The organism is Rhodoferax sp. EU05-FHT12H12 (assembly GCF_058791215.1).
In genome coordinates this window covers 357,333-382,167 of sequence record NZ_JBYTDI010000001.1, presented here as the reverse complement: position 1 = coordinate 382,167, position 24,835 = coordinate 357,333, and the positions used below count along the sequence as shown (strand labels likewise).

Annotated in this window: 24 protein-coding genes; 8 read left to right on the top strand and 16 right to left on the bottom strand. The window is 58.9% G+C overall.

Going from position 1 to position 24,835, the window contains the following annotated elements:
- The first annotated feature begins 14 nt into the window (after nt 1–14).
- The 5 genes from tmk to AC3WS7_RS01765 are packed head-to-tail and all read left to right on the top strand — an operon-like array spanning nt 15 to nt 3,542.
- Nucleotides 15–650 (top strand): dTMP kinase, encoded by a 636-nt coding sequence (gene tmk / locus AC3WS7_RS01785; protein ID WP_296466159.1) that lies wholly within the window; start codon nt 15–17, stop codon nt 648–650.
- On the top strand, nt 647–1,663 hold the full coding sequence (locus AC3WS7_RS01780; RefSeq protein ID WP_492655169.1) for a DNA polymerase III delta subunit-related protein: 1,017 nt from the start codon (nt 647–649) through the stop codon (nt 1,661–1,663). The genes tmk and AC3WS7_RS01780 overlap by 4 nt, the downstream gene beginning before the upstream one ends.
- Before the next feature lie 9 nt (nt 1,664–1,672).
- The gene (locus AC3WS7_RS01775; protein ID WP_094480854.1) at nt 1,673–2,032 is read left to right on the top strand and encodes a PilZ domain-containing protein; all 360 of its coding nucleotides are present in this window, start codon (nt 1,673–1,675) and stop codon (nt 2,030–2,032) included.
- Nucleotides 2,033–2,092: 60 nt separating this feature from the next.
- Nucleotides 2,093–2,899 carry a TatD family hydrolase gene (locus AC3WS7_RS01770; RefSeq protein WP_492655168.1) on the top strand — a complete coding sequence of 269 codons (807 nt, stop codon included), beginning with the start codon at nt 2,093–2,095 and terminating at the stop codon, nt 2,897–2,899.
- Nucleotides 2,883–3,542 carry an ankyrin repeat domain-containing protein gene (locus tag AC3WS7_RS01765; protein WP_492655167.1) on the top strand — a complete coding sequence of 220 codons (660 nt, stop codon included), beginning with the start codon at nt 2,883–2,885 and terminating at the stop codon, nt 3,540–3,542. The genes AC3WS7_RS01770 and AC3WS7_RS01765 overlap by 17 nt, the downstream gene beginning before the upstream one ends.
- 68 nt (nt 3,543–3,610) lie before the next feature.
- Here the strand turns inward: AC3WS7_RS01765 and AC3WS7_RS01760 are convergent, their stop codons facing one another.
- Nucleotides 3,611–4,528, bottom strand: a complete 918-nt coding sequence (locus tag AC3WS7_RS01760) for an adenylate/guanylate cyclase domain-containing protein (protein ID WP_296466145.1) — start codon at nt 4,526–4,528, stop codon at nt 3,611–3,613.
- A 373-nt stretch (nt 4,529–4,901) separates the two neighbouring features.
- Between AC3WS7_RS01760 and AC3WS7_RS01755 the strand changes: the two genes are divergently transcribed.
- Entirely contained in the window at nt 4,902–5,189 is a 288-nt protein-coding gene (locus AC3WS7_RS01755) for a hypothetical protein (RefSeq protein ID WP_492655166.1), read from the top strand.
- A 4-nt stretch (nt 5,190–5,193) separates the two neighbouring features.
- On the opposite strand, the gene AC3WS7_RS01750 is transcribed toward AC3WS7_RS01755, so the two are convergent.
- From AC3WS7_RS01750 to guaB, 5 genes are all read right to left on the bottom strand, one after another.
- Nucleotides 5,194–6,120, bottom strand: a complete 927-nt coding sequence (locus AC3WS7_RS01750; RefSeq protein WP_492655165.1) for an LD-carboxypeptidase — start codon at nt 6,118–6,120, stop codon at nt 5,194–5,196.
- Nucleotides 6,121–6,126: 6 nt separating this feature from the next.
- Nucleotides 6,127–7,245 carry a tRNA adenosine(34) deaminase TadA gene (tadA, locus tag AC3WS7_RS01745; protein ID WP_492655164.1) on the bottom strand — a complete coding sequence of 373 codons (1,119 nt, stop codon included), beginning with the start codon at nt 7,243–7,245 and terminating at the stop codon, nt 6,127–6,129.
- A 53-nt stretch (nt 7,246–7,298) separates the two neighbouring features.
- On the bottom strand, nt 7,299–9,080 hold the full coding sequence (locus tag AC3WS7_RS01740) for a putative bifunctional diguanylate cyclase/phosphodiesterase (protein ID WP_492655163.1): 1,782 nt from the start codon (nt 9,078–9,080) through the stop codon (nt 7,299–7,301).
- A gap of 119 nt (nt 9,081–9,199) precedes the next feature.
- Nucleotides 9,200–10,846, bottom strand: a complete 1,647-nt coding sequence (gene guaA, locus AC3WS7_RS01735; RefSeq protein WP_492655162.1) for a glutamine-hydrolyzing GMP synthase — start codon at nt 10,844–10,846, stop codon at nt 9,200–9,202.
- Nucleotides 10,847–10,860: 14 nt separating this feature from the next.
- Nucleotides 10,861–12,330, bottom strand: coding sequence for an IMP dehydrogenase (guaB, locus tag AC3WS7_RS01730; RefSeq protein WP_296466114.1), 1,470 nt, complete (start codon nt 12,328–12,330; stop codon nt 10,861–10,863).
- Between the two features lie 74 nt (nt 12,331–12,404).
- Between guaB and AC3WS7_RS01725 the strand changes: the two genes are divergently transcribed.
- The gene (locus AC3WS7_RS01725) at nt 12,405–12,926 is read left to right on the top strand and encodes a DUF4124 domain-containing protein (protein ID WP_492655161.1); all 522 of its coding nucleotides are present in this window, start codon (nt 12,405–12,407) and stop codon (nt 12,924–12,926) included.
- 18 nt (nt 12,927–12,944) lie between these two features.
- Here AC3WS7_RS01725 and AC3WS7_RS01720 read toward each other — a convergent pair whose 3' ends face one another.
- Together AC3WS7_RS01720 and AC3WS7_RS01715 are read right to left on the bottom strand one after the other, a co-directional pair.
- Nucleotides 12,945–13,292, bottom strand: coding sequence for an RnfH family protein (locus AC3WS7_RS01720; RefSeq protein WP_296466104.1), 348 nt, complete (start codon nt 13,290–13,292; stop codon nt 12,945–12,947).
- Nucleotides 13,282–13,725 (bottom strand): type II toxin-antitoxin system RatA family toxin, encoded by a 444-nt coding sequence (locus AC3WS7_RS01715; protein WP_492655160.1) that lies wholly within the window; start codon nt 13,723–13,725, stop codon nt 13,282–13,284. Before AC3WS7_RS01715 ends, AC3WS7_RS01720 begins: the two co-directional genes overlap by 11 nt.
- A gap of 83 nt (nt 13,726–13,808) precedes the next feature.
- On the opposite strand from AC3WS7_RS01715, the gene smpB reads away from it, so the two are divergent.
- Entirely contained in the window at nt 13,809–14,282 is a 474-nt protein-coding gene (gene smpB / locus AC3WS7_RS01710; protein WP_492655159.1) for an SsrA-binding protein SmpB, read from the top strand.
- A gap of 21 nt (nt 14,283–14,303) precedes the next feature.
- Here the strand turns inward: smpB and AC3WS7_RS01705 are convergent, their stop codons facing one another.
- The 8 genes from AC3WS7_RS01705 to rimP all read right to left on the bottom strand — a co-directional run bounded on the left by AC3WS7_RS01705 (nt 14,304) and on the right by rimP (nt 24,701).
- The gene (locus AC3WS7_RS01705; protein ID WP_492655158.1) at nt 14,304–15,416 is read right to left on the bottom strand and encodes an enoyl-CoA hydratase/isomerase family protein; all 1,113 of its coding nucleotides are present in this window, start codon (nt 15,414–15,416) and stop codon (nt 14,304–14,306) included.
- Entirely contained in the window at nt 15,413–16,285 is an 873-nt protein-coding gene (locus AC3WS7_RS01700; protein WP_492655157.1) for a DMT family transporter, read from the bottom strand. The genes AC3WS7_RS01705 and AC3WS7_RS01700 overlap by 4 nt, the downstream gene beginning before the upstream one ends.
- Before the next feature lie 120 nt (nt 16,286–16,405).
- Nucleotides 16,406–18,229 carry a translational GTPase TypA gene (gene typA, locus AC3WS7_RS01695; protein WP_296466091.1) on the bottom strand — a complete coding sequence of 608 codons (1,824 nt, stop codon included), beginning with the start codon at nt 18,227–18,229 and terminating at the stop codon, nt 16,406–16,408.
- A 14-nt stretch (nt 18,230–18,243) separates the two neighbouring features.
- Nucleotides 18,244–19,245, bottom strand: a complete 1,002-nt coding sequence (gene truB / locus AC3WS7_RS01690) for a tRNA pseudouridine(55) synthase TruB (RefSeq protein ID WP_492655156.1) — start codon at nt 19,243–19,245, stop codon at nt 18,244–18,246.
- Nucleotides 19,246–19,249: 4 nt separating this feature from the next.
- Nucleotides 19,250–19,621, bottom strand: a complete 372-nt coding sequence (rbfA, locus tag AC3WS7_RS01685) for a 30S ribosome-binding factor RbfA (RefSeq protein WP_296466080.1) — start codon at nt 19,619–19,621, stop codon at nt 19,250–19,252.
- A 12-nt stretch (nt 19,622–19,633) separates the two neighbouring features.
- Nucleotides 19,634–22,510, bottom strand: a complete 2,877-nt coding sequence (gene infB / locus AC3WS7_RS01680; protein ID WP_492655155.1) for a translation initiation factor IF-2 — start codon at nt 22,508–22,510, stop codon at nt 19,634–19,636.
- 24 nt (nt 22,511–22,534) lie between these two features.
- Nucleotides 22,535–24,031, bottom strand: a complete 1,497-nt coding sequence (gene nusA, locus AC3WS7_RS01675) for a transcription termination factor NusA (RefSeq protein ID WP_296466074.1) — start codon at nt 24,029–24,031, stop codon at nt 22,535–22,537.
- A 76-nt stretch (nt 24,032–24,107) separates the two neighbouring features.
- The gene (gene rimP / locus AC3WS7_RS01670; RefSeq protein WP_492655154.1) at nt 24,108–24,701 is read right to left on the bottom strand and encodes a ribosome maturation factor RimP; all 594 of its coding nucleotides are present in this window, start codon (nt 24,699–24,701) and stop codon (nt 24,108–24,110) included.
- Nucleotides 24,702–24,835: the final 134 nt, after the last annotated feature.

Genomic DNA, 24,835 nt, shown 5'->3' with positions numbered 1-24,835 from the left:
AGCACAGGGACGGCATGAGCGGACTTTTCATCAGTTTTGAAGGCATCGACGGCGCGGGCAAATCCACCCATATTCAAGCACTCGCTGACGCCTTGCGCGCCCAAGGCAGGGCACTGACCCTGACCCGCGAGCCGGGCGGAACACCACTGGCTGAGCAGCTGCGCCATATGGTGTTGAACGACAGCATGGACCCGATGACAGAGGCGCTGCTGGTATTTGCAGCACGGCGCGACCATGTGCAGCGCGTGATCATGCCGGCGCTGGCGCGGGGGGAGGTGGTGCTGTGCGACCGCTTCACCGACGCCACCTTTGCCTACCAGGGTGGCGGGCGCGGGTTTGACTGGCAGGTGCTGCGACAGCTGGAACAGTGGGTGCAAGGCCCGGACCAGGCCGGTTTGCTACAGCCCCACACCACGGTCTGGTTTGACCTGCCGCCGGCGGTGGCTGCGGAGCGGCTGGCGGGTGCCCGGGTGCCCGACAAATTCGAATCACAACCGATTGCTTTTTTCGAGAGCGTAGCAACGGGCTATGCGCGCCGTCAGGCGGAAGACCCCGCCCGTTTTGCCCGCATCAACGCACACCAGACGCCTGCGGCGGTGTGGCTGGATGTGCAAGCCGCCTTGCGTGAACGCGGAGTCCTGCAACCATGAGCGAGCCTGGCAAAAACAACGCCCTGGCCCCCTGGATTCAGGCCCAGGTGCACACCCTGCTGGAGCAGCGTGGCCACGCCTGGTTATTGCAGGGGCCTTCCGGTCTGGGACAGTACCCCTTGGCACTTGCATTGGCCCGTGCCTGGCTGTGTGAAAACCCGAGTCCACGAGGTGCGTGTGGCGAATGCGGCAGCTGCCATGCCATTGAAGTGCGCACCCATGCCGACCTGTGCATGCTGATGCCCGAAACCACCATGATGGAGTTGGGCTGGCCACTGAGCGAGAAGGCGCAGGGTGAGATTGACGACAAAAAACGCAAGGCCAGCAAGGAGATCCGCGTGGACGCCATGCGCGACGCGGTCGAGTTTGCCCAGCGCACGAGTGCACGCGGTCGTGGCAAGGTGGTGGTCGTTTTTCCGGCCGAGAACATGAACGCCATCACCGCCAATGCCTTGCTCAAAACTCTGGAAGAGCCTGCTGGTGATGTGCGGTTTGTGCTGGCCAGCGAATCGGCCCACCAACTGCTGCCTACGATCCGAAGTCGCTGCATAGGTCACACCATGCTTTGGCCCGGTGCAGAGGAGGGCGTGCAATGGTTGCAAACCCAGGGGTTGGACGCGGCGCGCGCGCGGTTATTGCTACAGGCTACCGGGGGCCGACCTGCCGATGCTCTGCTCTTTGCCGAGTCCGGTCGCGATCCTTTGGCCTGGGCGGCCTTTCCCCGTGCCATGGCCCTCGGCGACACAGCTGCAGTGAAAGACTGGACCGCATCGCAGATCATCGATGCCCAGCACAAGCTCTGCCACGACCTGATGGCCAAGTTGTGCGGCGCAACACCCCGCTTCTTTGAACCCAAGGATTTGGGCGCACTGTGCATTCCCATGCCGGTGCTGGGGCGCTGGAGCAAGGCCCTTTCCCATGCCATGAAAACCATGGACCACCCCTTCAACGCGGGCCTGATGGTCGAGGCGCTTGTCGGCCAAGCCCAATCGGCCCTAAACTCAGGGCATTAAGTCGCGACCATGAGCACCAACCCCGCCACCGCCCGCCCCAGTGTCATCCAGCTCTCCATCAAGGAGAAAGCTGCCTTGTATGCCGCCTACATCCCCATGTTTACCGAAGGCGGTGTATTCATTCCGACTACCCGGGAATACACCTTGGGCGATGATGTGTATGTGCTGCTGTCCTTGCCGGAAGACGTTCAGCGCTACCCGGTAGCCGGCAAGGTAGCTTGGGTCACACCGCCCAAGGCCTCGGGCGGCCGCACCCAGGGCGTGGGCATTTTGTTTCCCAAAGACGAAAAGTCACGCCAGCTCAAGCTAAAAATTGAAGAGATTCTGGGTGCCCATATGGCGTCTGACCGCCCCACACAAACCGTGTAACACCGGGCCCGTTCAACGGGCCAGCTGCAGCGCAGCTGCAGTTTTGAGAGATGGATTCCCATGTTTACCGATTCCCACTGCCACCTGACATTTCCGGAGTTGGTAGCTGATTGGCCCGCTATTCAGATAGCCATGGCCCAAGCTCAGGTGAACCGCGCCCTGTGCATCTGCACCACACTCGAAGAGTTTTCAACAGTCCATGCCTTGGCTTTGGCACACGCACACATCTGGGCGAGCGCTGGTGTTCATCCGGACAACGAAGGGGTGACCGAGCCCAGTGTGGCGGAGTTGGTGCGCCTGGGCTCTCTGCCCAAAGTGATCGCCATTGGAGAGACCGGTTTGGATTACTACCGACTGGGCGAGCGCACGGTTGCCGATATGGAGTGGCAACGCGAGCGCTTTCGCCGCCATATCCAGGCGGCACGTACAGTGCAAAAACCCTTGGTCATCCACACCCGCAGTGCGTCGGACGATACGCTGGCCCTGCTGCGCGAGCAGGGTGAAACCGGTGGAGCAGGGTGCGCGGGTGGGGTGTTCCACTGCTTTACCGAAGACATGGCGGTGGCCAAGGCAGCACTGGACCTGGGTTTTTACATCTCTTTTTCCGGCATCTTGACGTTCAAGAGTGCACAGGCCATTCGGGATGTAGCTGCCTTGGTCCCCATGGACCGCTTGCTAATCGAGACTGACAGCCCCTACTTGGCACCGGTTCCCTACCGTGGCAAGACCAATAATCCGTCCTACGTGCCGTACGTAGCGCAAACACTGGCAGCCCTCAAGGGCTGCGATGTGCAGACCATCGCCCAGATCAGTAGTGCCAATTTCGATGCTTTATTTCATCCAAATGATCATGAGAAATCAGTTTAAGAATCTCATTTATCTATTTGTTTTAATTGGGTTTAGCTCTGCAAGAGCAGGATCATACGAAGACTTTTTTCTGGCATTGGAAGCCGACAACCCCATCGTGATTGGCCAGCTTCTGGAGCGCGGGTTCGACCCTAACACCCCCAATCCCAATGGGGTTCCCGCACTGATGGCCGCGCTGAAAGTGCCTGCACCCAACGTTGCCGCCTTACTCGTGCGCCACCCGGACCTCAAAGTTGAGGTCCGCAATGCGCAGGATGAAAGTCCGTTGATGTTGGCCGCATTGCGCGGGTACGCTGAATTGTGCGCACTGTTGATCGAACGCGATGCCGATGTGAACAAGTCGGGATGGGCGCCTTTGCACTACGCCGCCACTGCAAGCCATATTGCGGTGATGCAGCTGCTGCTGGATCAACACGCCTATATCGACGCAGCCTCGCCCAACGGATCAACTCCATTGATGATGGCCGCCATGTACGGCAACGCCTCCGCCGTCAAATTGCTGCTGGAAGCTGGCGCAGACCCCACCATCAAAAACGACCTAGGATTGACGGCCATCGACTTTGCAGAGCGCGTTAAAAAAACAGATTCCACCACGATCATCGCGGCCTTCATCCGGGCCAGACGCCCCAAGGGGGCTTGGTAGAAGACTCCATCTGTACTTTATACGATGTATATTATGTAAAGTTATGATGCCAAACATAAACCCCTTCATTAGCGAATCGTAAATGCCACGGTTGGAACGGTCGGATCTGCAAAAGATGCGCCCAGGGCCAATTCACCCTTGCCGTGCAACACACACTCTTCTCTGCGCAGCAGCATGTTTGCGCCGCCAGCTTCGGAGAAACGCACCCAGCTTCCGTAGCTACTCACGTCCACCAACATCACGCAACCATTTCGCCATTCCAAACGTGCATGTGTGCGTGAAACTCTGGGGTCGTTGACAACAAATTCCACAGTTTTCACGCGACCAATGTGGATAGGCAATTCAAAGGACTTGAAACTTTTCACGGTATCCATCCACTGCAATACAACTTCCCGACCCAACGCATCCCCCAAGCTAAGCAAATCTGATGGGCTGAGTTGGGCCTGCATCGTCAGGAAGTCTGAGGGTTCTTCCTCCCGCCACTCAATCTGAAACACATTGCAGGGCTCAGCCCGTCCGCGAATATGGATGGGGCCCAACATTCGAAAATTGCTGCCGCGTATCTCTTGGACTGTTTCCAAAGTGCTGGCACTGGCCCAGATTTGGTGTGGGCCGCACAAATCACACAAACGGGATGCCACATTCACGGCATCCCCATAACAGTCGTCTGCAACCATCTCCACCTCGCCCGATGCCAATCCGATACGAATCGGTAATCGCGAGTCAGACTGCGGGCGCATACGCTTCTTGTGGTGCAATCTTTGGATATCGACCGCCGCAGCAACGGCCTGCCCGGGGTTGAAGAACACGACCATTACGCCATCGCCCAGTGTCTTGACGAGGCGTCCACCATGTCGTTCACATTGCTCAGTGATCCAGGTCGTGATTTGGGTAACGGATTCGGTGGCGCGCGCATTCCCCAACGTTTCAAACACCGCAGTGCTGCCGTGCAAGTCGGTGAAAACTACGGTCGCTTGAACACCCATTCCCAATTGATCCTGCTCTTGTATAGAACTCTGAGTTTAGGGCATACAGCCGGAAATAGAGTGCGTGAAATCACACCAGTGCAGCAAAAAGAAATAGCTCTGCAATGCATAGCTTATTCACTGTTTACCCAGATCTTTAAAGTCTACCCTTCGCGTTGATAGCGTTCCAGCCAACAGGCACATAGTCATGTTCGCAATACTTTAGAGGGAGTCTTCTTCCATGCGCAGTGTTGTATATCTCGCAAAGCCGGTATCAGCCCCTATTGCCCATGGCATCAGGTTTGCTTATGGTGCACGGCGAGTCACTTGAGAATAAACAGATATGCGTTGGACCCCCTCGAATCTTATGAACAGCCTGCTAAAAGGCAGCAGCATGGCTAAACCCAAGCTTTTGAATGCCCCCACACTCAACGACATCCGGCACGCGATGCTGGACATCCTTGGGGACAATGGCGCCCAAACCTACCCGATAGTTCAATTACGCGTAACGTATGCCGAAGACGTGCAAGATCTCTGGTACCTGCGGGGAGACGTCATGGCCGCGGTAGCTGCACTGAATGGTGAAGTAAGCGCAAGGCAGCAGTTGGCCGATATCAGTGCGATGTTCAAAGGTTTGCTGCCCAGTGGACTCAGCGCGCGTCCCAGCCCTCTGGGGCACTAATCACTTAGTGGCCCCAGACCAACATGACATCCCTGCCTTCAGCAGCCAAATCCGCAGCTCTTCCTACCGGCAATAGCACCTTGGTCTGAACGTGCCCATAGGGCAAGTTGGTCAAGACCGGTACTTTCAGTTGTGCCTGAAGCCACGCGACCACGGTGTTGAGTTTGAAACCTTTATCGTGTGGGCTCAATTTGAAACCGGTGAACTGTCCCAACACGACAGCCTTCTGACTTGCCAGAACGCCTGCATGCAGGAGTTGGGTCAACATGCGTTCAATCTGGTAAGGATGCTCCCCAACATCTTCCAGAAATAAAATGCCGCCCTTGATGATGGGAAGGTAGGGCGTTCCCACCATCGAGACCAGCACACTGAGATTCCCACCCCACACTGTTGCGTGGTGAATGCTCAACGGAGAGGTTCCGGCCCAAGCCTGGTTTTGACGCCATCCAGTGCCCTCACCCTGCCCTCCTGCCATGTCATGGAAACAATCTTCCATGATGTCATCAGGCTGCAGATCGGGTGCTCCGCCCACGCCAAAACCCTCGCACAAAGCCGGGCCAGCCCAAGTAACCGCGCCCGTTTTGGCAAGCACGGCCAGTTGGAAAGCAGTGAAGTCACTAATGCCTACGAACTGGGTGCCTCGCTCGATCGCCTTCGCAATCGCTTTGTAGCGAATACCATCCACAATGCGCGTAAGTCCGTAGCCACCCCGGGAGATCATGGCGATATCGGCCCCACTTGCCGCCGCGCGGTGAATGGCAGCCAATCGGGTGTCGTCATCGCCCGCAAAACGCATATGGCTGCTTAGTACATCCGCATCCAATTCAACGTCGTAGCCCAGAGCGCCAAGGCGCTTCACGCCGCGTCTGAATGCAGCCTTGTCGCGCACTGCCCCCGAGGGGGAATAAATGTAAACGTGTTTTTTCGCCATGGGTGATTATCCGTTGCAACAGATGGCCTCAATCTGCTCAGCCATCGTGTCTGGACTCCCGTCAAGCACGTTTACATCAAGATTCCAGTCCCCGTCGCGGGATGCTTGCTCCAGTTGCTGAACAAGTCCGGCCGCGGCCCTCCAGGCTGCTTGGTAGCCCTTATCCGGATAAGGACGCGCATCCGATGCGACATGGGGGTCAGGCGGGATCTGAAGCACATCTACCACGCGTACGACCTTGCTTTCCACCAGCATCTGGGCCAGGTGAATTGCCTTGCCCTCTGCCAAGACCAGCACTTTGGGAGCACCCAATGACATCAGGAGGCGCTGTAAGCTGTGCAAATGCAGGTATGGCGTGTGCGCCACCACCTTCTTCGGCTTGTCACTGATGCCAAAGCCAATCAGGTCTGGGGCGAGGACACGAATTCCCTTGGCACTTAATGCAGGAATCAGCGCCCTAAATCGATAGCTCCATCCCGGCACATCGTGCAAGCAAAGCACGGTGTGCATAGCATCGACGGGTCCCTCGTCCAGGTAATGCATGCGCCAGCCATGCAAATTTTCAGCATCGCGGAAGAAATGGGAGACAAAGGGATAGTCCTGCATTCCCACAAACACGGATTGCGGTGTCCGCAGCGCGTCCTCCATCAGTGTTTGTGCTTGTGAAGCGTGTGCTTGGCGCCGAAGTTGAAAAAATGTGCGCAGGGTGTTGGAGCATTCGTCGGCTAACACGCCGGCTGAAACTTGGGTGTGATGGTTGAGTTGTTGGTAGGCGAAAAGATTCAGTACCGATCCCGCGGCCCCTGTTTTAGGGTCTGTGGCGCCATAAATCACCCGCTTGAGGCGTGCATGCAACAAGGCGCCAGCACACATGGCGCAAGGCTCCAACGTAACGTAGAGCTCACACCCCTCCATTCGGTAGTTGCCCAGCACCCGCGCGGCTGCGCGCAAAGCGATGATCTCGGCATGCGCGGAAGGGTCGTGCGTGCCAATCGGCATATTGCGACCTACGCCCAGCACCCGCCCGTCTTTCACAACAACGGCCCCTACCGGAATTTCCCCTGCTTCGTGGGCAGCTTGGGCCTGTGCCAACGCCAAGCGCATAAAGCCTGTGTCTTGTGTCATCCTCAGATCCTAGCCTGCATGAGGGTATGTCGGCCCATTGGCAGGAGCGAAATTCAGGAGATACTGCCCCTCGACACCAGCCAGTCTTTCAAAAGTGGAGGAGTCATGGGCTTGGCATACAAATAACCCTGCCCCTCATGACAACCCAAGTCGCGCAGGGCTTGGGCCTGTGCCTCCTCTTCGATGCCTTCCGCAATGACCGTCAAATTGAGATTGCGGCCCAGCTCAATCACCATGGAAGCAATGTGCCCCCCACACATATCTTTTTGCAATTCAGACACAAATGCACGGTCAATCTTGAGGCGATCGATGGGTAACTGGCGCAACTGGCTGAGTGATGAATAGCCAGTGCCGAAGTCGTCAATGGCAATGGAGATACCCAATTCACGCACCAAATTCAGGGTTTCCAACATGAAGTCGGCATCCTCCATGGCTACCGATTCCGTGATTTCCAACTCCAGACAGCTAGGTCGTATACCCGTATCCAGCAGTGCTGCATTGAGTTTTTCCAAAAACTCGGGGTGCCGGAACTGGATTTGTGACACGTTGACCGACATCCGCAAGTCCGTCAGCCCCAGCGCTTGCAGCCGCACCAGCTCATGGCAAGACATGCGCAACACCCAGTCGCCAATGGCAACGATCATTCCAGAAGCTTCAGCAAGGGGAATAAAGCGATCAGGGGGCACAAAGGTTCCATCCTCATTGCGCCAACGGATCAACGCCTCCATGCCCACCACTTTGCCGCTGTTAAGGTTGATCTGCGGCTGGTAGACGATGAACAGGCGCTCGCTCTCCACAGCGCTGCGCAGGCTTTGCAGCAAACGGACGCGCTCACGAATGTCTGATCCCATCTCGCTGGAGAACATGACAAAACTGCCGCGGCGGCTCTTTTTTGCACGCTTCAGGGCGATGTTGGCATCCTTGAGCGCATCGCGCCCAGAAACACCCTCCGACAGCAGCTTGGTCAATCCCATGGTGGCGGTCACCACCATGGAGTCATCCTGCACCTGGAAAGGCTCCCGAAACATGGCCAAAACCCGCAAGGGATTGACCACCGACTGCGCGCCCATCAAACCAAAGGTATCACTGCCAATGCGGGCCAGGATGACCTCACTGCCCAACTCTGCTTTGAGCCGATCCGCAACCGACTGCAGTAGACGGTCACCTTGCTGGTGGCCCAGGGCATCGTTGATTTCGGAAAAGTCGTCAATATCCAGAATGGCAATGACATCGTCAGCCGCCGACTGGCTCTTGAGCCGCTCTTCGCTCAAGTCAATGAACTTGTTGCGGTTGGGCAAACAAGACAGGCGGTCATAAAAGGCCAGCTCGTCCAGCTTGCGAATCTGTTCATAGGCCCGCAATGCCGCAGTCACTGTGGCATAGAGCTTGGTGCGTGTCAGTTCTGATTTGGTTTTGTAATCGTTGATATCGAAATCATGGATGGTTTCGATCTCTGGCGCATAGCCGGGTTGACCGGTACGCAAGATGATTCGCAGCTCATTGAGGTGCAAGTCCTGGCGAATAGTCTTGACCAGTGCCAAACCGGCATCCTCTCGCTCCATCACGACATCGAGCAAGACCACAGCCACATCGCGCTCGGTATTCAGGATTTGGGTGGCTTCGCTTGCAGAATAGGCATGCAAAAACTGCAGCGCTCGCCCCAGAATCCGCACGCCAGCCAAGGCAAAGGTTGTCGCGCGATGAACATCCGGCTCGTCATCTACCACCAACAAGCGCCAGACAAGCTCCTTGGCAGATCCACTCACGGCCTCATCTTCCAAAAAATGCAGCGTGTCGGAGTCTGTGTGGCGGCCCATCAGATTCTCGGTATTCATAAAAACATTGTGCACCAAGCTTGCACAAAAAGTCAGCGCCCCGAAGGGCGCTGCATAAACTTTTTATGAGGAATCTGCGGAAAACTCCATGGCTCTCGGGATTTCCCTTAGGCCATCCGCTACTCCCACTCTATGGTGGCCGGTGGCTTGCTACTGACGTCGTAGGTTACGCGGTTGATACCGCGAACCTCATTAATGATCCGGCCAGACACCGTTTTCAGCAGGCTGTATGGCAACTCGGCCCAATCAGCGGTCATGAAGTCACTGGTCTGCACTGCACGCAAGGCCACCACGTAATCATAGGTGCGACCATCGCCCATCACGCCCACACTCTTCACGGGCAAAAATACGGTAAATGCCTGTGACACGGCGTCGTACCAAGTCTTGGGGGCATGGCGTGGATTAGAGCCCAGCGCGTTGCCACCCTGGTACGGCGTCTTGCGCAATTCTTCAATAAAAATGGCGTCGGCCCGGCGCAGCAGGTCCGCGTATTCTTTTTTGACTTCACCCAGGATGCGCACGCCCAGGCCGGGGCCGGGGAAAGGATGGCGGTACACCATGTCGGCTGGCAGGCCCAAGGCCACACCCAATTCACGTACCTCGTCCTTGAACAACTCGCGCAAAGGCTCCAGCAACTTGAGGCCCAATTGCTCAGGCAAGCCGCCCACGTTGTGGTGGCTCTTGATGGTGACGGCCTTTTTGGTCTTGGCGCCGCCGGACTCGATCACGTCGGGGTAAATGGTGCCTTGGGCCAGCCACTTGGCGCCAGCCTTGGAGGCACCCGAAGCCGTCAGCTTGGCGGCTTCCGCCTTGAAGACTTCCACAAACTCGCGGCCAATGATCTTGCGCTTGGCTTCGGGTTCGCTCACCCCGCTCAAGTGCCCCAGGAATTGGGCAGAAGCATCCACCCGGATCACTTTGGCATGCAGTTGGCCCACAAACATGTCCATCACCATGTCGCCTTCGTTCAGGCGCAACAAGCCATGGTCTACAAACACGCAGGTCAACTGATCCCCAATGGCGCGATGAATCAGCGCGGCGGCCACGGAAGAGTCCACACCACCGGACAAGCCCAGAATCACCTCCTCATTTCCTACCTGGGCACGAATGCGTTCCACGGCTTCGGCAATGTAGTCACCCATGATCCAGTCGGCACGCGTACCACAGATACCGAGCACAAAGCGTTCCAGAATGGCCTGGCCTTTGACCGTGTGGGTTACTTCGGGGTGAAACTGCACCGCATAGAACTTGCGGGATTCATCCGCCATGCCTGCAATTGGGCAGGCGGCGTTGCTGGCCATGAGCTTAAAGCCAGGAGGAAGCTCGGTGACCTTGTCACCGTGGCTCATCCAGACGTCCAGTAAGCCATGGCCTTGCTCGTTGACAACATCCTGGATGCCCTTGAGCAATTCGGTGTGGCCATGGGCACGAATCTGGGCAGAACCAAACTCACGGGTATGGCCAGCCTCTACCTTGCCACCGAGCTGCTGCGCCATCGTTTGCATGCCGTAGCAGATACCCAGCACCGGGATACCCAGTTCAAACACCGCTTGGGGCGCCTTGTCCGTCGCCTCTTCGTAGACGCTGGCATGGCTGCCAGACAGAATCACCCCTTTGAGCTGGCCGTCTGCAGCGTAAGCACGAATCCATTCATTGCTGACATCGCAGGGATGTACTTCGCAAAACACATGGGCTTCGCGCACGCGGCGTGCAATCAGTTGGGTGACTTGAGAACCGAAGTCAAGAATGAGAATTTTCTGGTGCATGGGCAAGGGTCCGGTCAATCCGCGCGGTAGTTGGGGGCTTCTTTGGTGATTTGCACGTCATGGACGTGGCTTTCACGGATGCCCGCCGTGGTGATCTCCACAAACTCGGCCTTGTTTTGCATGTCCTCGATCGTGGCACAGCCACAGTAGCCCATGCTGGCGCGAATACCGCCTGCCATCTGGAACACGATGGCCACCATGGACCCCTTGTAGGGCACACGGCCTTCAATGCCCTCAGGCACCAGCTTGTCAGCATTGGGGTTGCCCGTGCTGGATTCCTGGAAGTAGCGGTCCGCGCTGCCCTGCTGCATGGCGCCAATGCTGCCCATGCCGCGGTAGCTCTTGTAGCTGCGCCCCTGGTACAGAATGACTTCGCCTGGTGCCTCTTCGGTGCCGGCAAACATACCGCCCATCATCACAGTGCCAGCGCCCGCCGCAATGGCCTTGGCAATGTCACCGCTGTAGCGAATGCCGCCGTCGGCAATCAATGGAACACCAGTGCCGCGCAAGGCAGTGGCCACGCTGTCCACCGCCATGATCTGCGGAACGCCCACGCCCGCAACAATGCGTGTGGTGCAGATGGAGCCGGGGCCAATGCCGACCTTGACCGCATCGGCACCCGCTTCAACCAAAGCCAGTGCCGCAGCACCGGTGGCGATGTTGCCGCCTACCACGTCCACTTGGGGAAAGTTTTGCTTGACCCAACGTACGCGGTCGATCACACCCTTGCTGTGGCCGTGTGCCGTGTCCACCACGATGGCGTCCACACCCGCGGCCACCAGCGCTTCCACGCGCGCCTCGGTGCCCTCACCCACGCCAACGGCAGCACCAACACGCAAACGGCCTGTGGCGTCGCGCGCAGCATTGGGAAAGTTGAGTTGCTTGGTAATGTCTTTGACAGTGATCAGGCCCTTGAGTTCAAAGGCTTCGTTGACCACGAGCAGGCGTTCCAGCTTGTGTTTATTCAGCAAGGCCTTGGCGGCCTCTGGCGTGGTGCCATCTGGCACGGTGATCAGGCGCTCACGGGGCGTCATGATTTCGCGTACGGCCTGGTCGTAACGGGTTTCAAAGCGCAAGTCACGCCCAGTCACAATGCCGACCACTTTGCCGCCGTCGCACACCGGGAAGCCGGACACGCCGAGCTGTTCTGACAGCGCAATCACCTGCCGCACCGTGGTGTCGGGCGTGATGACCACAGGGTCGCGCAGCAGGCCGGACTCGTAGCGTTTGACCTTGGACACATGCGCAGCTTGCTCCGCAGCGGTCAGGTTTTTATGAACAATCCCCATGCCGCCCTCTTGCGCAATGGCGATAGCCAAGCGGGCTTCAGTCACTGTGTCCATGGCCGCTGAGACCAGCGGCAAGTTCAAGGCGATGTTGCGGGAGAAACGGGTGGCGAGGCTGGTGTCCTTGGGAAGGACTTGGGAGAACGCTGGCACCAACAACACATCGTCGAAGGTGAGCGCTTTGCCGAGAAGGCGCATGTCAAAGCTCCAAAAATCGGATTGTACCCGTGTCAATTTGGTCTTGCCCCATCCCGCGCGCTACACTTGTAGGCATGAAACCGTCGCATGCATTCTTGGCCGCCATTTTGGCCCTCTCCGTCACAGGCACCTGGGCCCAATGGCAGTGGGTGGACAAGGATGGACGCAAGGTCTTCAGTGACCGCGCACCAGGATCAGATATCCCGGAAAAAAATATTTTGAAACGCCCCAGTGGACAACGGTCGACGCCGTCGGTACCCGCCGTGAGCGCAGAGGCCTCGGCACCACAAACAACAGCCCCCGCACCGGCCTTGTCCAGCAGCGCCGCCCATGGTTCTGGTGTTGACAAGGAGCTGGAAGCCAAAAAGAAGCAGGCCGCGGATACCGAAGCTGCGAAACGCAAGGCGGAAGAAGAGCGTGTGGCGAAGGCCAAGGCAGAAAATTGCGCCCGTGCCAAACAGGCCAAAGCGGCATTTGATTCCGGCGTCCGTGTGTCTCGCACCAACGCGGCCGGTGAGCGGGAAGTCATGGACGACAGCGCACGCGCAGCGGAAGCCCAACGCATCCAGGGCATCATCAACGCCGATTGCAAATAAGCAACAACGCCGAAGCGGTTAATACCCAGCCTTGGCCCCTGCACGGCGCTTGGCAAACAGACCAGCAGATTTAGCGCCTTGTTTGGCAAACCGCTCCCGGCGTGCGACTTTGGGGTCGACCTGGAGCGCGCGGTAGAGCTCCACCCTGTCATCAGGCCGCAACAGTTGCTGGCCGCTGGCCTTGCGCCCCCACACCCCCAAAGTCAGATGCGCAATATCGGACTCTGGCAGTGGCAAGAGCAAACCGCTTTGCTGCACGGCCCTGGCTGCTGTGCAGCCAGGCGGTACTTGCAGATGGCGGATCTGTACCTGCCGGGGGCCCGCGGCCAACACCACCGTCACGGCAAACGTGACTTCAGTCGCCATAGACTTGTTGCGCACGTTTGACAAACGCGTCTACCAAGCTGGCCGCAATTTTGTCGAACACGGGCCCGACCAACTTGCCCAGCGTGGCATTGTCAAACCCGTAGTTCAGCACCAGCTCGACCTTGCACGCACGCTGCGAGCCATCGCCCAGCGGATGGAAGCTCCACACACCATCGAGCTTGGAGAACGGTCCCTTCACCAACTGCATCCCCACCTGGCTGGGCTGGGTGTGGCTATTGCGGGTGGTGAAGGTTTGGCGGATACCACTGAACGAAATGCCCACCTCTGCGGTCATTCCCTGGGCGTCGTGTTCCAAAATTCGGGCATGGTCACACCACGGCAGAAACTGCGGATACTGGGCCACATCGGTCACCAGGGCATACATCTCTTGCGGGCTGTACCAGATCAGAACGGACTTGTGAACAGTTTTCATAGAATGGTGGTCTGCGCGGGATTGTAGACAAGCCCAACAGCGTCTTCCCTTTCAATCCTGTCTGTCATCCCCACCTGAGTGCAATGGCCAAAAAACCCGAAACCGCTTCCCGCATCGCCGATAACAAAAAGGCCGCGTTCAATTACTTTTTCGAGGAGCGCTTTGAGGCGGGCCTGGTGCTGGAGGGGTGGGAGGTCAAATCCCTGCGCGAAGGCAAAGTGCAACTCACCGATGGCTATGTGGTGATTCGCAACGGCGAGTTGTTCATCATCGGCCTGCAAATCAACCCGCTGCACACAGCATCCAGCCATGTGAGCCCGGACAAGGTGCGCACCAAAAAGCTGCTGATGCACAAGGAGGAAATCAAACGCCTGATTGGCAAGGTGGAGCAAAAGGGCTACACCCTGGTACCCATCAACCTGCACTGGAAAAGCGGCAAGGTGAAATGTGACATCGCCCTGGCCAAAGGCAAGGCCGAACACGACAAGCGCGACACCATCAAGGACCGCGAAGGCAAGCGCGAGGTAGAGCGCGCGATGAAAGACAGAAACCGTTAGTCCGTCCCCGCGCTGCGCTGCTTAGACCAGCCCGCGCAGGGGGTGTGCTTGGGTCGGCCACGGGCTGGCGAAGAACGGCGCCACCATGTCGGTCGTCACCTCTTCGATGCACGCCGGGTTCCAACGCGGTGCGTGGTCCTTGTCCACCGCCAAGGCGCGGATGCCCTCTACCGTCTCGCTGGCCGCACCAGAGCGGCCCAGATGCTGGGTATAGAAACAATGGCGCACCATGTCGCGCTCCATGCGCAAATCCTCAGCCAGTGTCATACCGCGTGCCCGGCGCACCTGCTCCAGCACCACATGCAGCATCAGCGGCGAACGTTTGCGCAAAGTAGCGGCCGTCTGTTGCGCCCAATCGCTGCCGTCGGCTTCCAGCGCTTGCACGATGGCGGCTACGGTCTCCAGCCCAAAATAGTGGTCAATTTGGCCTCTAGCCCGCATGGAATCTGCACGAGCAGCTCCTGAAAACATAGCAATCCAGGCATCCAGTGGGGCTTTTTCCGTCCAATCTGGGGCCGTCAATGCCTCCCAGGCCTCTGGCAAGCGGGCAGATTCGACCCACTGGTCAGCCAGGCCCAGAGCCACCGCCGTGGGGCCATCGATCACATCCCCCGTCAGTGCCAGCCATTCACCCGTACGGCCCGGGCAGCGACTGAGGAAATACCCCCCGCCGACGTCGGGAAACAGGCCAATGTTCGTTTCCGGCATCGCCATCTTGGTGTGTTCCGTCACCAAGCGGTGCGACGCCCCTTGACTGATCCCCATGCCACCGCCCATGACGATGCCATCCATGAAGGCGATGTAGGGCTTGGGGTAGTGGTGGATCAGGTGGTTGAGCGCGTATTCTTCGGTGAAGAAGTCTTCCAGCGCGGGGTTACCGGCCAGCGCCGCCTGGTGGAAGAAGCGGATATCCCCACCGGCGCAAAAACCACCAAACACCCCCGTCTTGGTGCTGCCGCGGATCGCCACCGCCTTCACTGCCGCATCGTTTTTCCAGGCCTGCAGCGTGGCCGTCAGGCTGCGCACCATGCCCAGGCTCAGGGCATTGAGCGCCTTGGCACGGTTCAGGGTGATCAGGCCCACTTGGCCGCGGATTTCGGTGATCACATCGTCGTTAGGGGCCATCGGGGTCATGTGCGTTCTCTCCATCCAATCACTTCGTTCACCACCAGGGCGCCAATCACCAGCGCCCCACCCCACAGCACTGCGCTGCTGGGTACTTCGTTTGCGCCCAGCCAGGCCAGCAGAATGCCAAAGATCACTTCCAGCAGCTGCAACAGGGAAATTTCCGGGGCCTTGAGAATCTGGGCGCAGCGCACGCTGAGCACACAGGGCACTGCCAGCTGGAACACGCCCAGAAAACCCAGCAAGGCGACGTCGTGCGCACTGGCCTGCAATGGGAAGGCCAGTGGCAGCGTCACCACGGTAGAGATGACGGCACCGACCCAGACCGCGGGCATCAGGTCCACATCGTGACCTTGGTCGTGCGAATGCTGGGTCACGGTCCAGTTGGTGGCGCCGGCAATCGGTACGCACAAGGCCACCAGGGTGCCCAGCAAGGTGACCGAGTCCAGCTGGGACGCATACATGTAAACGATGCCCGCCCCGGCCACCACGATGGCAACCCAGGTACGCAGCGGCACCCGGTGGCCAATGAAGATGCGTGCAATCAGCGCAGTGAGCAGCGGCCCCAGGGACATGGTGACCAGCACATTGCCCACGCTGGTGAGCGTGAGCGCCACCATGAAGGCGGTGAACATCACGCTCCAGCACAGGCCAGACAACCAGAACGGCAGGCCCGCGTGGCGGATTTTGTAAAACACATCGCGCCCGCGCACGAATGGCAGGATCACCATCAAGCTGAGCACCGTGAAGAACGCCCGCCAGAAGGTGACTTCAAAGCTACGTGCGAATTCCAGATGGCGTGTGATGACGCCAGCGGTGGACCACATCAGGGTCACCGCCACCATCAAAAACACGGCCCGTGTGTGGGTGAGTTTCATGCACAAAGCTTCATCGGTATGCGTATTTGCGAATCAAAAAAACCGCGGCCCCGACTATGCCGGTCCGCGGTCTCGCCCCTCACAGGGGACGGCGGCAAAGCCGCCACGGGGGCTAGCCGATCAAGAGCGACCTGCGCGCTTGCGGTCGCTTTCAGACAGGTGGCGCTTGCGCAGACGCACCGACTTGGGCGTGATTTCGACCAGCTCGTCGTCCTCAATGAATTCCACACCGTATTCCAGCGTCAATTCAATCGGGGGCGTGATCTTGATCGCGTCTTCCTTGCCGGACACGCGGAAGTTGGTCAGCTGCTTGGTACGGGTGGCGTTCACCACCAGATCGTTGTCACGGCTGTGGATACCCACAATCATGCCTTCGTACACGGGATCGTTAGGCTTCACGAACATACGGCCACGGTCGTCCAGCTTGCCCAGGGCGTAGGTGAAGATTTCACCGGCATCCATGGAGATCAGGACGCCGTTCTTGCGGCCACCGATGTCACCCTTGTGCGGCTCGTAGCTGTCAAAGATGTTCGAAATCAAGCCAGAACCACGGGTCAAGTTCAGGAATTCGTTGGAGAAACCAATCAGACCACGGGCAGGAATGCGGTACTCCAGGCGCACACGGCCACGGCCGTCCGGCTCCATGTTCACCAGCTCGCCCTTGCGCTCGCCCAGGGCTTGCATCACGCCGCCTTGGTGCTGCTCTTCCACGTCAGCGGTGACGAGCTCGATAGGTTCGTGCTTCTCGCCGTTGATCTCGCGGAACATCACGCGGGGCTTGGACACCGCCATCTCATAGCCTTCGCGGCGCATGTTTTCCAGCAGGATGGTCAAGTGCAATTCACCACGGCCCAGCACTTCGAAGATACCTTCTTCGTCGGTCTCGTTGACGCGCAGCGCCACGTTGTGTTGCAGTTCCTTTTGCAGACGGTCCCAGATCTGGCGGCTGGTCACATACTTGCCTTCGCGGCCAGCCAGCGGGCTGGTGTTCACGCAGAAGTTCATGGTCAGCGTGGGCTCGTCCACCTTCAGCATGGGCAGCGGTGCGGGGTTCAGGGGGTCGGTCACCGTCACGCCGATACCGACGTCGGCAATACCGTTGATCAGCACAATTTCGCCAGGACCGGCTTCGAGTGTCTGTACGCGGTCCAGACCCTGGAATGTCAACACCTGGTTGATACGACCCTTGACGGATTTTCCGTCCGGACCTTCCATGACCACCACGTCCATGTTGGGCTTGATGGTGCCTTGGCTGATACGGCCCACGCCGATGCGGCCCACAAACGTGGAGAAGTCGAGCGCAGAAATTTGCAGTTGCAGCGGTGCGGCAGGATCACCCTTTTGCGAAGGCACATGCTTGAGCACAGTGTTGAACAGGGCCGACATGTCGGGGCCCCACTGCTCACCAGGCGCGCCCTCTTCCAGCGAAGTCCAGCCATTGATACCCGAGGCGTACACCACGGGGAAATCCAGTTGCTCGTCAGTCGCGCCCAGCTTGTCGAACAGGTCGAAAGCCGCGTTCACCACGTGCTGGGGACGCGCACCGGGCTTGTCCACTTTGTTCACCACCAGAATCGGCTTCAGACCCAAGGCCAAGGCCTTTTTGGTCACGAAGCGGGTCTGGGGCATGGGGCCTTCCTGGGCGTCAATCAGCAACACCACGCCGTCCACCATGGACAAGGCGCGCTCCACTTCGCCGCCGAAGTCCGCGTGTCCGGGGGTGTCGACGATGTTGATGTGGGTACCTTCCCAGCTCACGGCGCAGTTCTTGGCCAGAATCGTGATGCCACGCTCTTTTTCAATCGCGTTGTTGTCCATCACGGTGTCGACCACTTTTTCGTGTTCGGCAAAGGTGCCAGACTGGCGCAGCAGCTGGTCCACCATGGTGGTCTTGCCATGGTCCACGTGGGCAATGATGGCGATATTTCGGATTTGTTTACTCATGGTTCACTTTCTGCTTACGCCCCAAGGGCCAAGGTTTCATTAACGCGTTTCAAACTCTGTTCCAAGGCCACTTGCTGGGCCTGCGATTCACCGATTTCCAGCGGGCTCAGCAAGCGCACCGGAATCAACTCACCCGCCAACACGCGCGCCGTACCCAGCAACGCCTTGGGGCTTGCCGCATACACCGCTACATGCTCCGCATCGGGCCAGGGGCCGCGCCTGCGCATTCCACTCAAAAAACGTGCCGCATTTTCGCTGTCCAGTGTGACAGGCACATGCTCTGGCAGCAGCGCATCCACTGGCAACAAGCAGGCCAGCCGCTCGGCCTCGCTCATGGCCTCCAGCGCATCCAGCGTGATGCACTGGCCCTCGCTGAACCCACCCGTACGGATACGCCGCAGGGCGCTGAGATGGGCACCACAACCGAGGGCTTCGCCAATATCTTCGCCCAGCGTGCGGATGTAAGTCCCCTTGCTGCAGTCCACTATCAATTTGATAGCTGGTTGCGCAGCATCCACGAGGGCTTGCACCACTTTTAATGCATAAATCGTCACATGGCGCGCTTCGCGCTCCACTTCAACCCCGGCCCTGGCGTATTCATACAGGGCCTTACCGTCCTTCTTCAAGGCGCTGTGCATGGGGGGCACTTGGGCAATCGGCCCGGTGAACTGCTGTACCACCGCCTCCAGCTGCGCGGGCGTCACCGACACAGGGCGCTCGCTGATCACCTCACCCTCTGCATCCGCCGTGCTGGTCTTCACACCCAGGCGCACCACTGTTTCATAGGCCTTGTCGGCGTCCAGGTGCATCTGGCTGAACTTGGTCGCCGCGCCAAAACACAGCGGCAAGACACCCGTAGCCAGCGGGTCCAGCGTGCCGGTATGGCCCGCCTTCTCCGCCCGCAGCAGCCATTTGGCTTTTTGCAAAGCCTGGTTGCTGGACAAGCCAATCGGTTTATCCAGCAAGAGCACCCCATGCACGGGGCGCCTTGCAACCCGTGCACGTGGCGCGTTCATCGTGTCAGTCCTCTTTTGCGCGGGAAGACACGGCACGCGCAATCAGCGCATTCATATCGGCCGCACGCTCGGTGGTCTGGTCAAAGATGAAGTGCAAGGTAGGCACGGTATGGATGTGCAGACGCTTGAACAGACCGGCACGCAAAAAGCCCGCCGCCTGATTCAGGCCTTCGGCCGTTTCCACCGGATCACCCACCAGCAGGCTGAAAAACACCTTGGCGTGGGCGTAGTCCGGCGTCACCTCGACGCCCTGGATCGTCACCATGCCCACCCGCGGGTCTTTCAGCTCGCGCGCGATCAGCTCGGCCAGATCCCTCTGGATCTGGTCGGCCACCTGAAAGCTGCGGTTGGGGGTGGAAGATTTTTTGCGCACCATGGACTCTTTCGCTTACAGCGTACGGGCGATTTCCTTGACCTCGAAGAACTCCAGCTGATCACCTTCCTTGATGTCGTTGTAGTTCTTGAGCTTGATACCGCACTCGAAGCCTTCCTTGACTTCGCGCACATCGTCTTTCATGCGCTTCAACGAATCCAGTTCGCCGGTATAAATCACCACGTTGTCGCGCAACAAGCGGAAATGCGCGTTGCGGTTGACGAAACCTGCAGTGACCATACAACCGGCGACCGTACCAATCTTGGACGCCACGAACACGGTGCGGATTTCGGCCATACCGATGATCTCTTCGCGTTTCTCGGGCGCCAGCATGCCGGACATCGCCGCCTTCAACTCATCCACGGCGTCGTAAATGATGTTGTAGTAACGAATGTCAACGCCGTTGCCTTCGGCCAACTTGCGCGCACCGGAGTCGGCACGGGTGTTGAAGCCGATCACGATGGCCTTGGAGGCGATGGCCAGGTTGATGTCAGATTCACTGATACCACCCACGGCGGAGTACACCATTTGCACTTTGACTTCGTCGGTCGACAGCTTGAGCAGCGACTGCGCCAGCGCTTCTTGCGAACCTTGCACGTCAGCCTTGACGATGATGGGCAACATCTTGACGTCGCCCGCACCGATGTCGGAGAACATATTCTCCAGCTTGGCGGCTTGTTGTTTGGCCAGCTTGGTGTTGCGGAACTTGCCAGCACGGTAGGTGGCGATTTCACGGGCACGGCGCTCGTCCGACATCACCATGAACTCATCACCGGCCTGGGGAACTTCGGTCAAGCCCTGGATTTCCACCGGGATGGAAGGACCCGCGGTTTCGATCTTCTGGCCGTTCTCGTCCAGCATGGCGCGCACGCGTCCATAGGTCTGTCCCGCCAGCACCACGTCACCTGCTTTCAAGGTACCGGACTGCACCAGGACCGTGGCCACCGGGCCGCGGCCCTTGTCCAGCTTGGCTTCGATGACCAGACCCTTGGCCATGGCGTCCACCGGGGCCTTGAGTTCCAGCACTTCGGCTTGCAGCAACACTTGCTCCAGCAGGGCGTCAATACCCATGCCTGTTTTGGAGGACACCGGCACGAAAGGAGAATCTCCACCGTACTCTTCCGGCACCACCTCTTCCACCACCAGCTCTTGCTTCACGCGCTCGGGGTTGGCATCGGGCTTGTCGGACTTGGTAATGGCCACCACCAGTGGAACCCCAGCCGCCTTCGCGTGCTTGATGGCTTCCTTGGTCTGGGGCATCACGCCGTCGTCTGCCGCCACCACCAAAATCACGATGTCGGTCGCCTGCGCACCGCGGGCACGCATGGCGGTGAACGCCTCGTGACCCGGGGTGTCCAGGAAGGACACCATGCCACGCGGAGTTTCCACGTGGTAGGCACCAATGTGCTGGGTAATGCCACCGGCTTCACCAGCCGCCACTTTGGCCCGGCGGATGTAGTCCAGCAGCGAGGTCTTGCCGTGGTCCACGTGGCCCATCACGGTCACCACAGGCGCGCGCGGCAGCGATACGGCCTCCTGGCCTTGCACATCGTCGTCGGTAAAGGCCTCAGGATCATCCAGGGCAGCCACAATCGCTTTGTGGCCCATTTCTTCCACCACGATCATGGCGGTGTCCTGGTCCAGTGGCTGGTTGATGGTGACCATCTGGCCCATCTTCATCAGCGACTTGATCACCTCAGATGCCTTGATGGCCATCTTGTGGGCCAGTTCGGCCACGGTGATGGTTTCCGGCACGTGCACTTCAATGACGCGTGCCTCTACAGGCGCTGCCTGGCTGTGCTGGTCATCGCGGTCACGGTCGTTGCCACGGCGGCCACGCGGACCACTGCGCCAGTTGCTGGAGCGTCCAGCACCAGCACCGGTGTCGCCACGGGTCTTGAGTTCCTTCTTCTTGGCAGGGTCGCCAGCCCAGCTGCTGGACAGCTTGGCGGACTTGACCTCTTTATTACCGGCGCCTGCGCCTGCATTGCCAGCGGGTGCACCAGCACCCGGTTTGGCGGGCTTGGCAACCGTAGAGCCTGCAGCGGGCTTGTGCAAGGTGCCCTTCATGCCAGCCTTGGCATCCACTGCGGGCTTGGTCTCTTCTGGCTTCTTGGCCACCAGCACCTTCTTGGGTGCCGACATCATCAGGCGAATGGCCGCGGCTTCTGCCTCGGCCTTGCGGCGGCGGTCACCCAAGTCCACGGCGCGGGCAGATTCCTCTTCCGCACGGACCTTGGATTCGGCGGCGGCGGTTTCGCGCGCCTCCACTTGCGCCGCGGCACGCGCTGCGGCCGCTTGTGCCGCCTCTTCCGAGGCTTCCGCTTCGGTCGCGCTCAACTGGCTCTTTTTCAGTGCTTCGGCGGCCGCGTAATTGGCGGCACGCTCTTCCGCTTCACGCTCACGCTTTTCGGCGTCTTCACGCACACGGCGTTTTTCGGCCAGATCTTCTTCCTGGCGGCGGATCAGCTCCGCCTGACGGCGGGCTTCTTCTTCGCGGCGTGTCAGCTCGGCGTGGTCAATCGCAGGCGCAGCAGACTCAGGCACTTCCGACTCCAGCTCAGGCGCATCGGACGGCACATCCACGCCATCATCGCGGCGCACAAACGTACGTTTCTTGCGCACTTCGACCTGGATGGTCCGGGCCTTGCCGGTGGCATCGGCCTGCTTGATTTCGGTGGTCTGCTTCTTCACCAGCGTAATCTTTTTACGCTCTGGACTGGCAGTGCCATGGCTGTTTTGCAAGTAGTTCAACAAGCTGTGTTTGTCACCATCGGTCAGGACGTCCGTGGCCGAGGCCTTGGGGACGCCTGAAGCCCTCAGTTGTTCAAGCAATGTATCGGTGGATTTTTTGAGTTCATTGGCAAACTCGGCAACGGTCGTACTGGACATATTCTGTGTAACCTTTCATGACCGTTACTCTTGAGAAGCGGCGTCATTGGTAAACCAATGTTCGCGCGCCTTCATGATCAGGGCCTTGGCTTCGTCCGCAGACTGGCCAGTGATATCTGTAAGTTCGTCAACGGCAAGATCAGCCAGGTCATCAAGGGTGTGCACACCACCATCTGCCAGTTTGCCGATCAGCTCGGGGGTCAGGCCTTCGAGGTCACGCAGGTCTTGCGAAACTTCTTCGACGCTTTCTTCATGGGCAATTTCCATGGTCAACAGGGCATCTTTGGCGCGGTTGCGCAACTCGTGCACCGTGTCTTCGTCAAAGCTCTCGATTTCCAGCATTTCCTGCAGCGGCACGTAAGCCACTTCTTCCAGGCTGGTGAAACCCTCTGCAATCAGGATGTCGGCGATTTCCTCGTCCACATCCAGCTTTTCCATGAACAGCTTGCGACCCGAGTCCGTCTCGTTGGCCTGCTTCTGGGCACTTTCTGCCGCGTCCATGATATTGATCTTCCAGCCGGTCAGCTCGGAGGCCAGGCGCACGTTCTGACCGCCACGGCCAATCGCGATTGCCAGGTTTTCCTCGTCCACCACCACATCCATGGCGTGACGCTCTTCGTCCACCACAATGGAAGACACATTGGCCGGAGCCAGGGCGCCAATCACGAACTGGGCAGGGTCTTCGCTCCACAGCACGATGTCCACGCGCTCGCCAGCGAGCTCGTTGGTCACGCCGTTGACGCGGGTCCCGCGAACACCCACGCAGGTGCCAATGGGGTCCACGCGCTTGTCGTGCGAGAGCACAGCAATCTTGGCGCGGGAGCCGGCATCACGGGCGCAGGACTTGATCTCCAGCAGGCCTTGTTCAATTTCAGGCACTTCCTGGCGGAACAACTCGATCATGAACTCCGGGGCCGAGCGCGACAACAGGATGGGGGCGCCACGCAGCGTCAGGTCCACTTCCATGATCATGGCACGCACGCGGTCACCGGTGCGCAGGTTTTCCTTGGGGATCATCTCGCTGCGGCGCAGACGGCCTTCGACGCGGCCGCTCTCCACAATGATGTCACCCTTGTCCAAGCGCTTGACAGTGCCGACAAAGATTTTTTCGCCACGCGACATGAAGTCGTTGAGCAGCATCTCACGCTCTGCATCACGAATCTTTTGCAGAATGACCTGCTTGGCCGCCATGGCACCAATACGGCCGATGGGCACCGAGGCCACGGGTTCCTCGATGTACTCGTCGACTTCGATGTCGGCGATCTGCTCTTTGGCTTCAAACAGCAGGATTTCCTGGTCAGGCAATTGCAGGCCGGCTTCATCGGGAACCACGTGCCAGCGGCGGAAGGTTTCGTAGTTGCCGCTGTCACGGTCCAGCGCGACGCGGATATCCACTTCGCCGGGGTACAGCTTTTTGGTGGCCTGGGCCAGGGCTGCTTCCACAGCGCCCAACACCACGTCACGTTCCACGTTTTTCTCTCGGGAAATTGCTTCCACCAGCATTAACAGTTCGCGATTCATGCCATGACTCTCCTGAACACTCTGATCAATACAAACAAACTTGGGGGACACGCCAGCTGGAATCCAGCCGTACGACTTACTCCACAGAGCCAGCGTTTCCGCGGCCCTTGAAACTCACAATCGGTGCCAGCCGTGCGTCGCGCAGCTCATCCAACGTAAAACCCAGCGCCTGCAGCGGCGGGGGCACACGTTTTTTGCTGACTTTTTGTCCGGGCTTGGGCTCGGGCGCATCGCTCCAGACGATTTGCCAACCCACGGCGCCGTCAGCCGCCACCACACGCTCCAACGTGCCACGAAATTTCTTGCGGTTGGCATTGACCTGGCCGTTGGCCGCTGCCCCCATGGGCGCTTTGAGGGTGATGTCGATGATCTGACCCGCAAAACGCTCAAAATCCTGGGTGTGACGCAAGGGACGGTCAATACCGGGCGAGGACACCTCGAGCCGCTTGTATTCCGCGCCATCCACCTCCAGTGCAAACTGCAGCTGGCGTGTCACTTTTTCACAGTCTTCCACATTCACAAACTGCTCTACGGAAGCCTGCCCTTCCACGGGTGCGGTCCAGGGCAAATCGATGGTGATGCGCAGCAAACCTCCGGCGGAGCGCTCAATCTCCACCAGGTCATATCCCAGTCCTGCTACGGTTTGTTCAACGATTTCCTGTAATGCCACGTCGGTAAAGCCTGCCTGAATGCGTGAGTGAAAAACAATCGACCAAAAAAAACGGGCGGTAGTTACCCGCCCGTTTGGTCGTGAGCTTTGGATTGTACTCCAAAACTGTGCTAAGACCCTTGATTCGTAAGGAA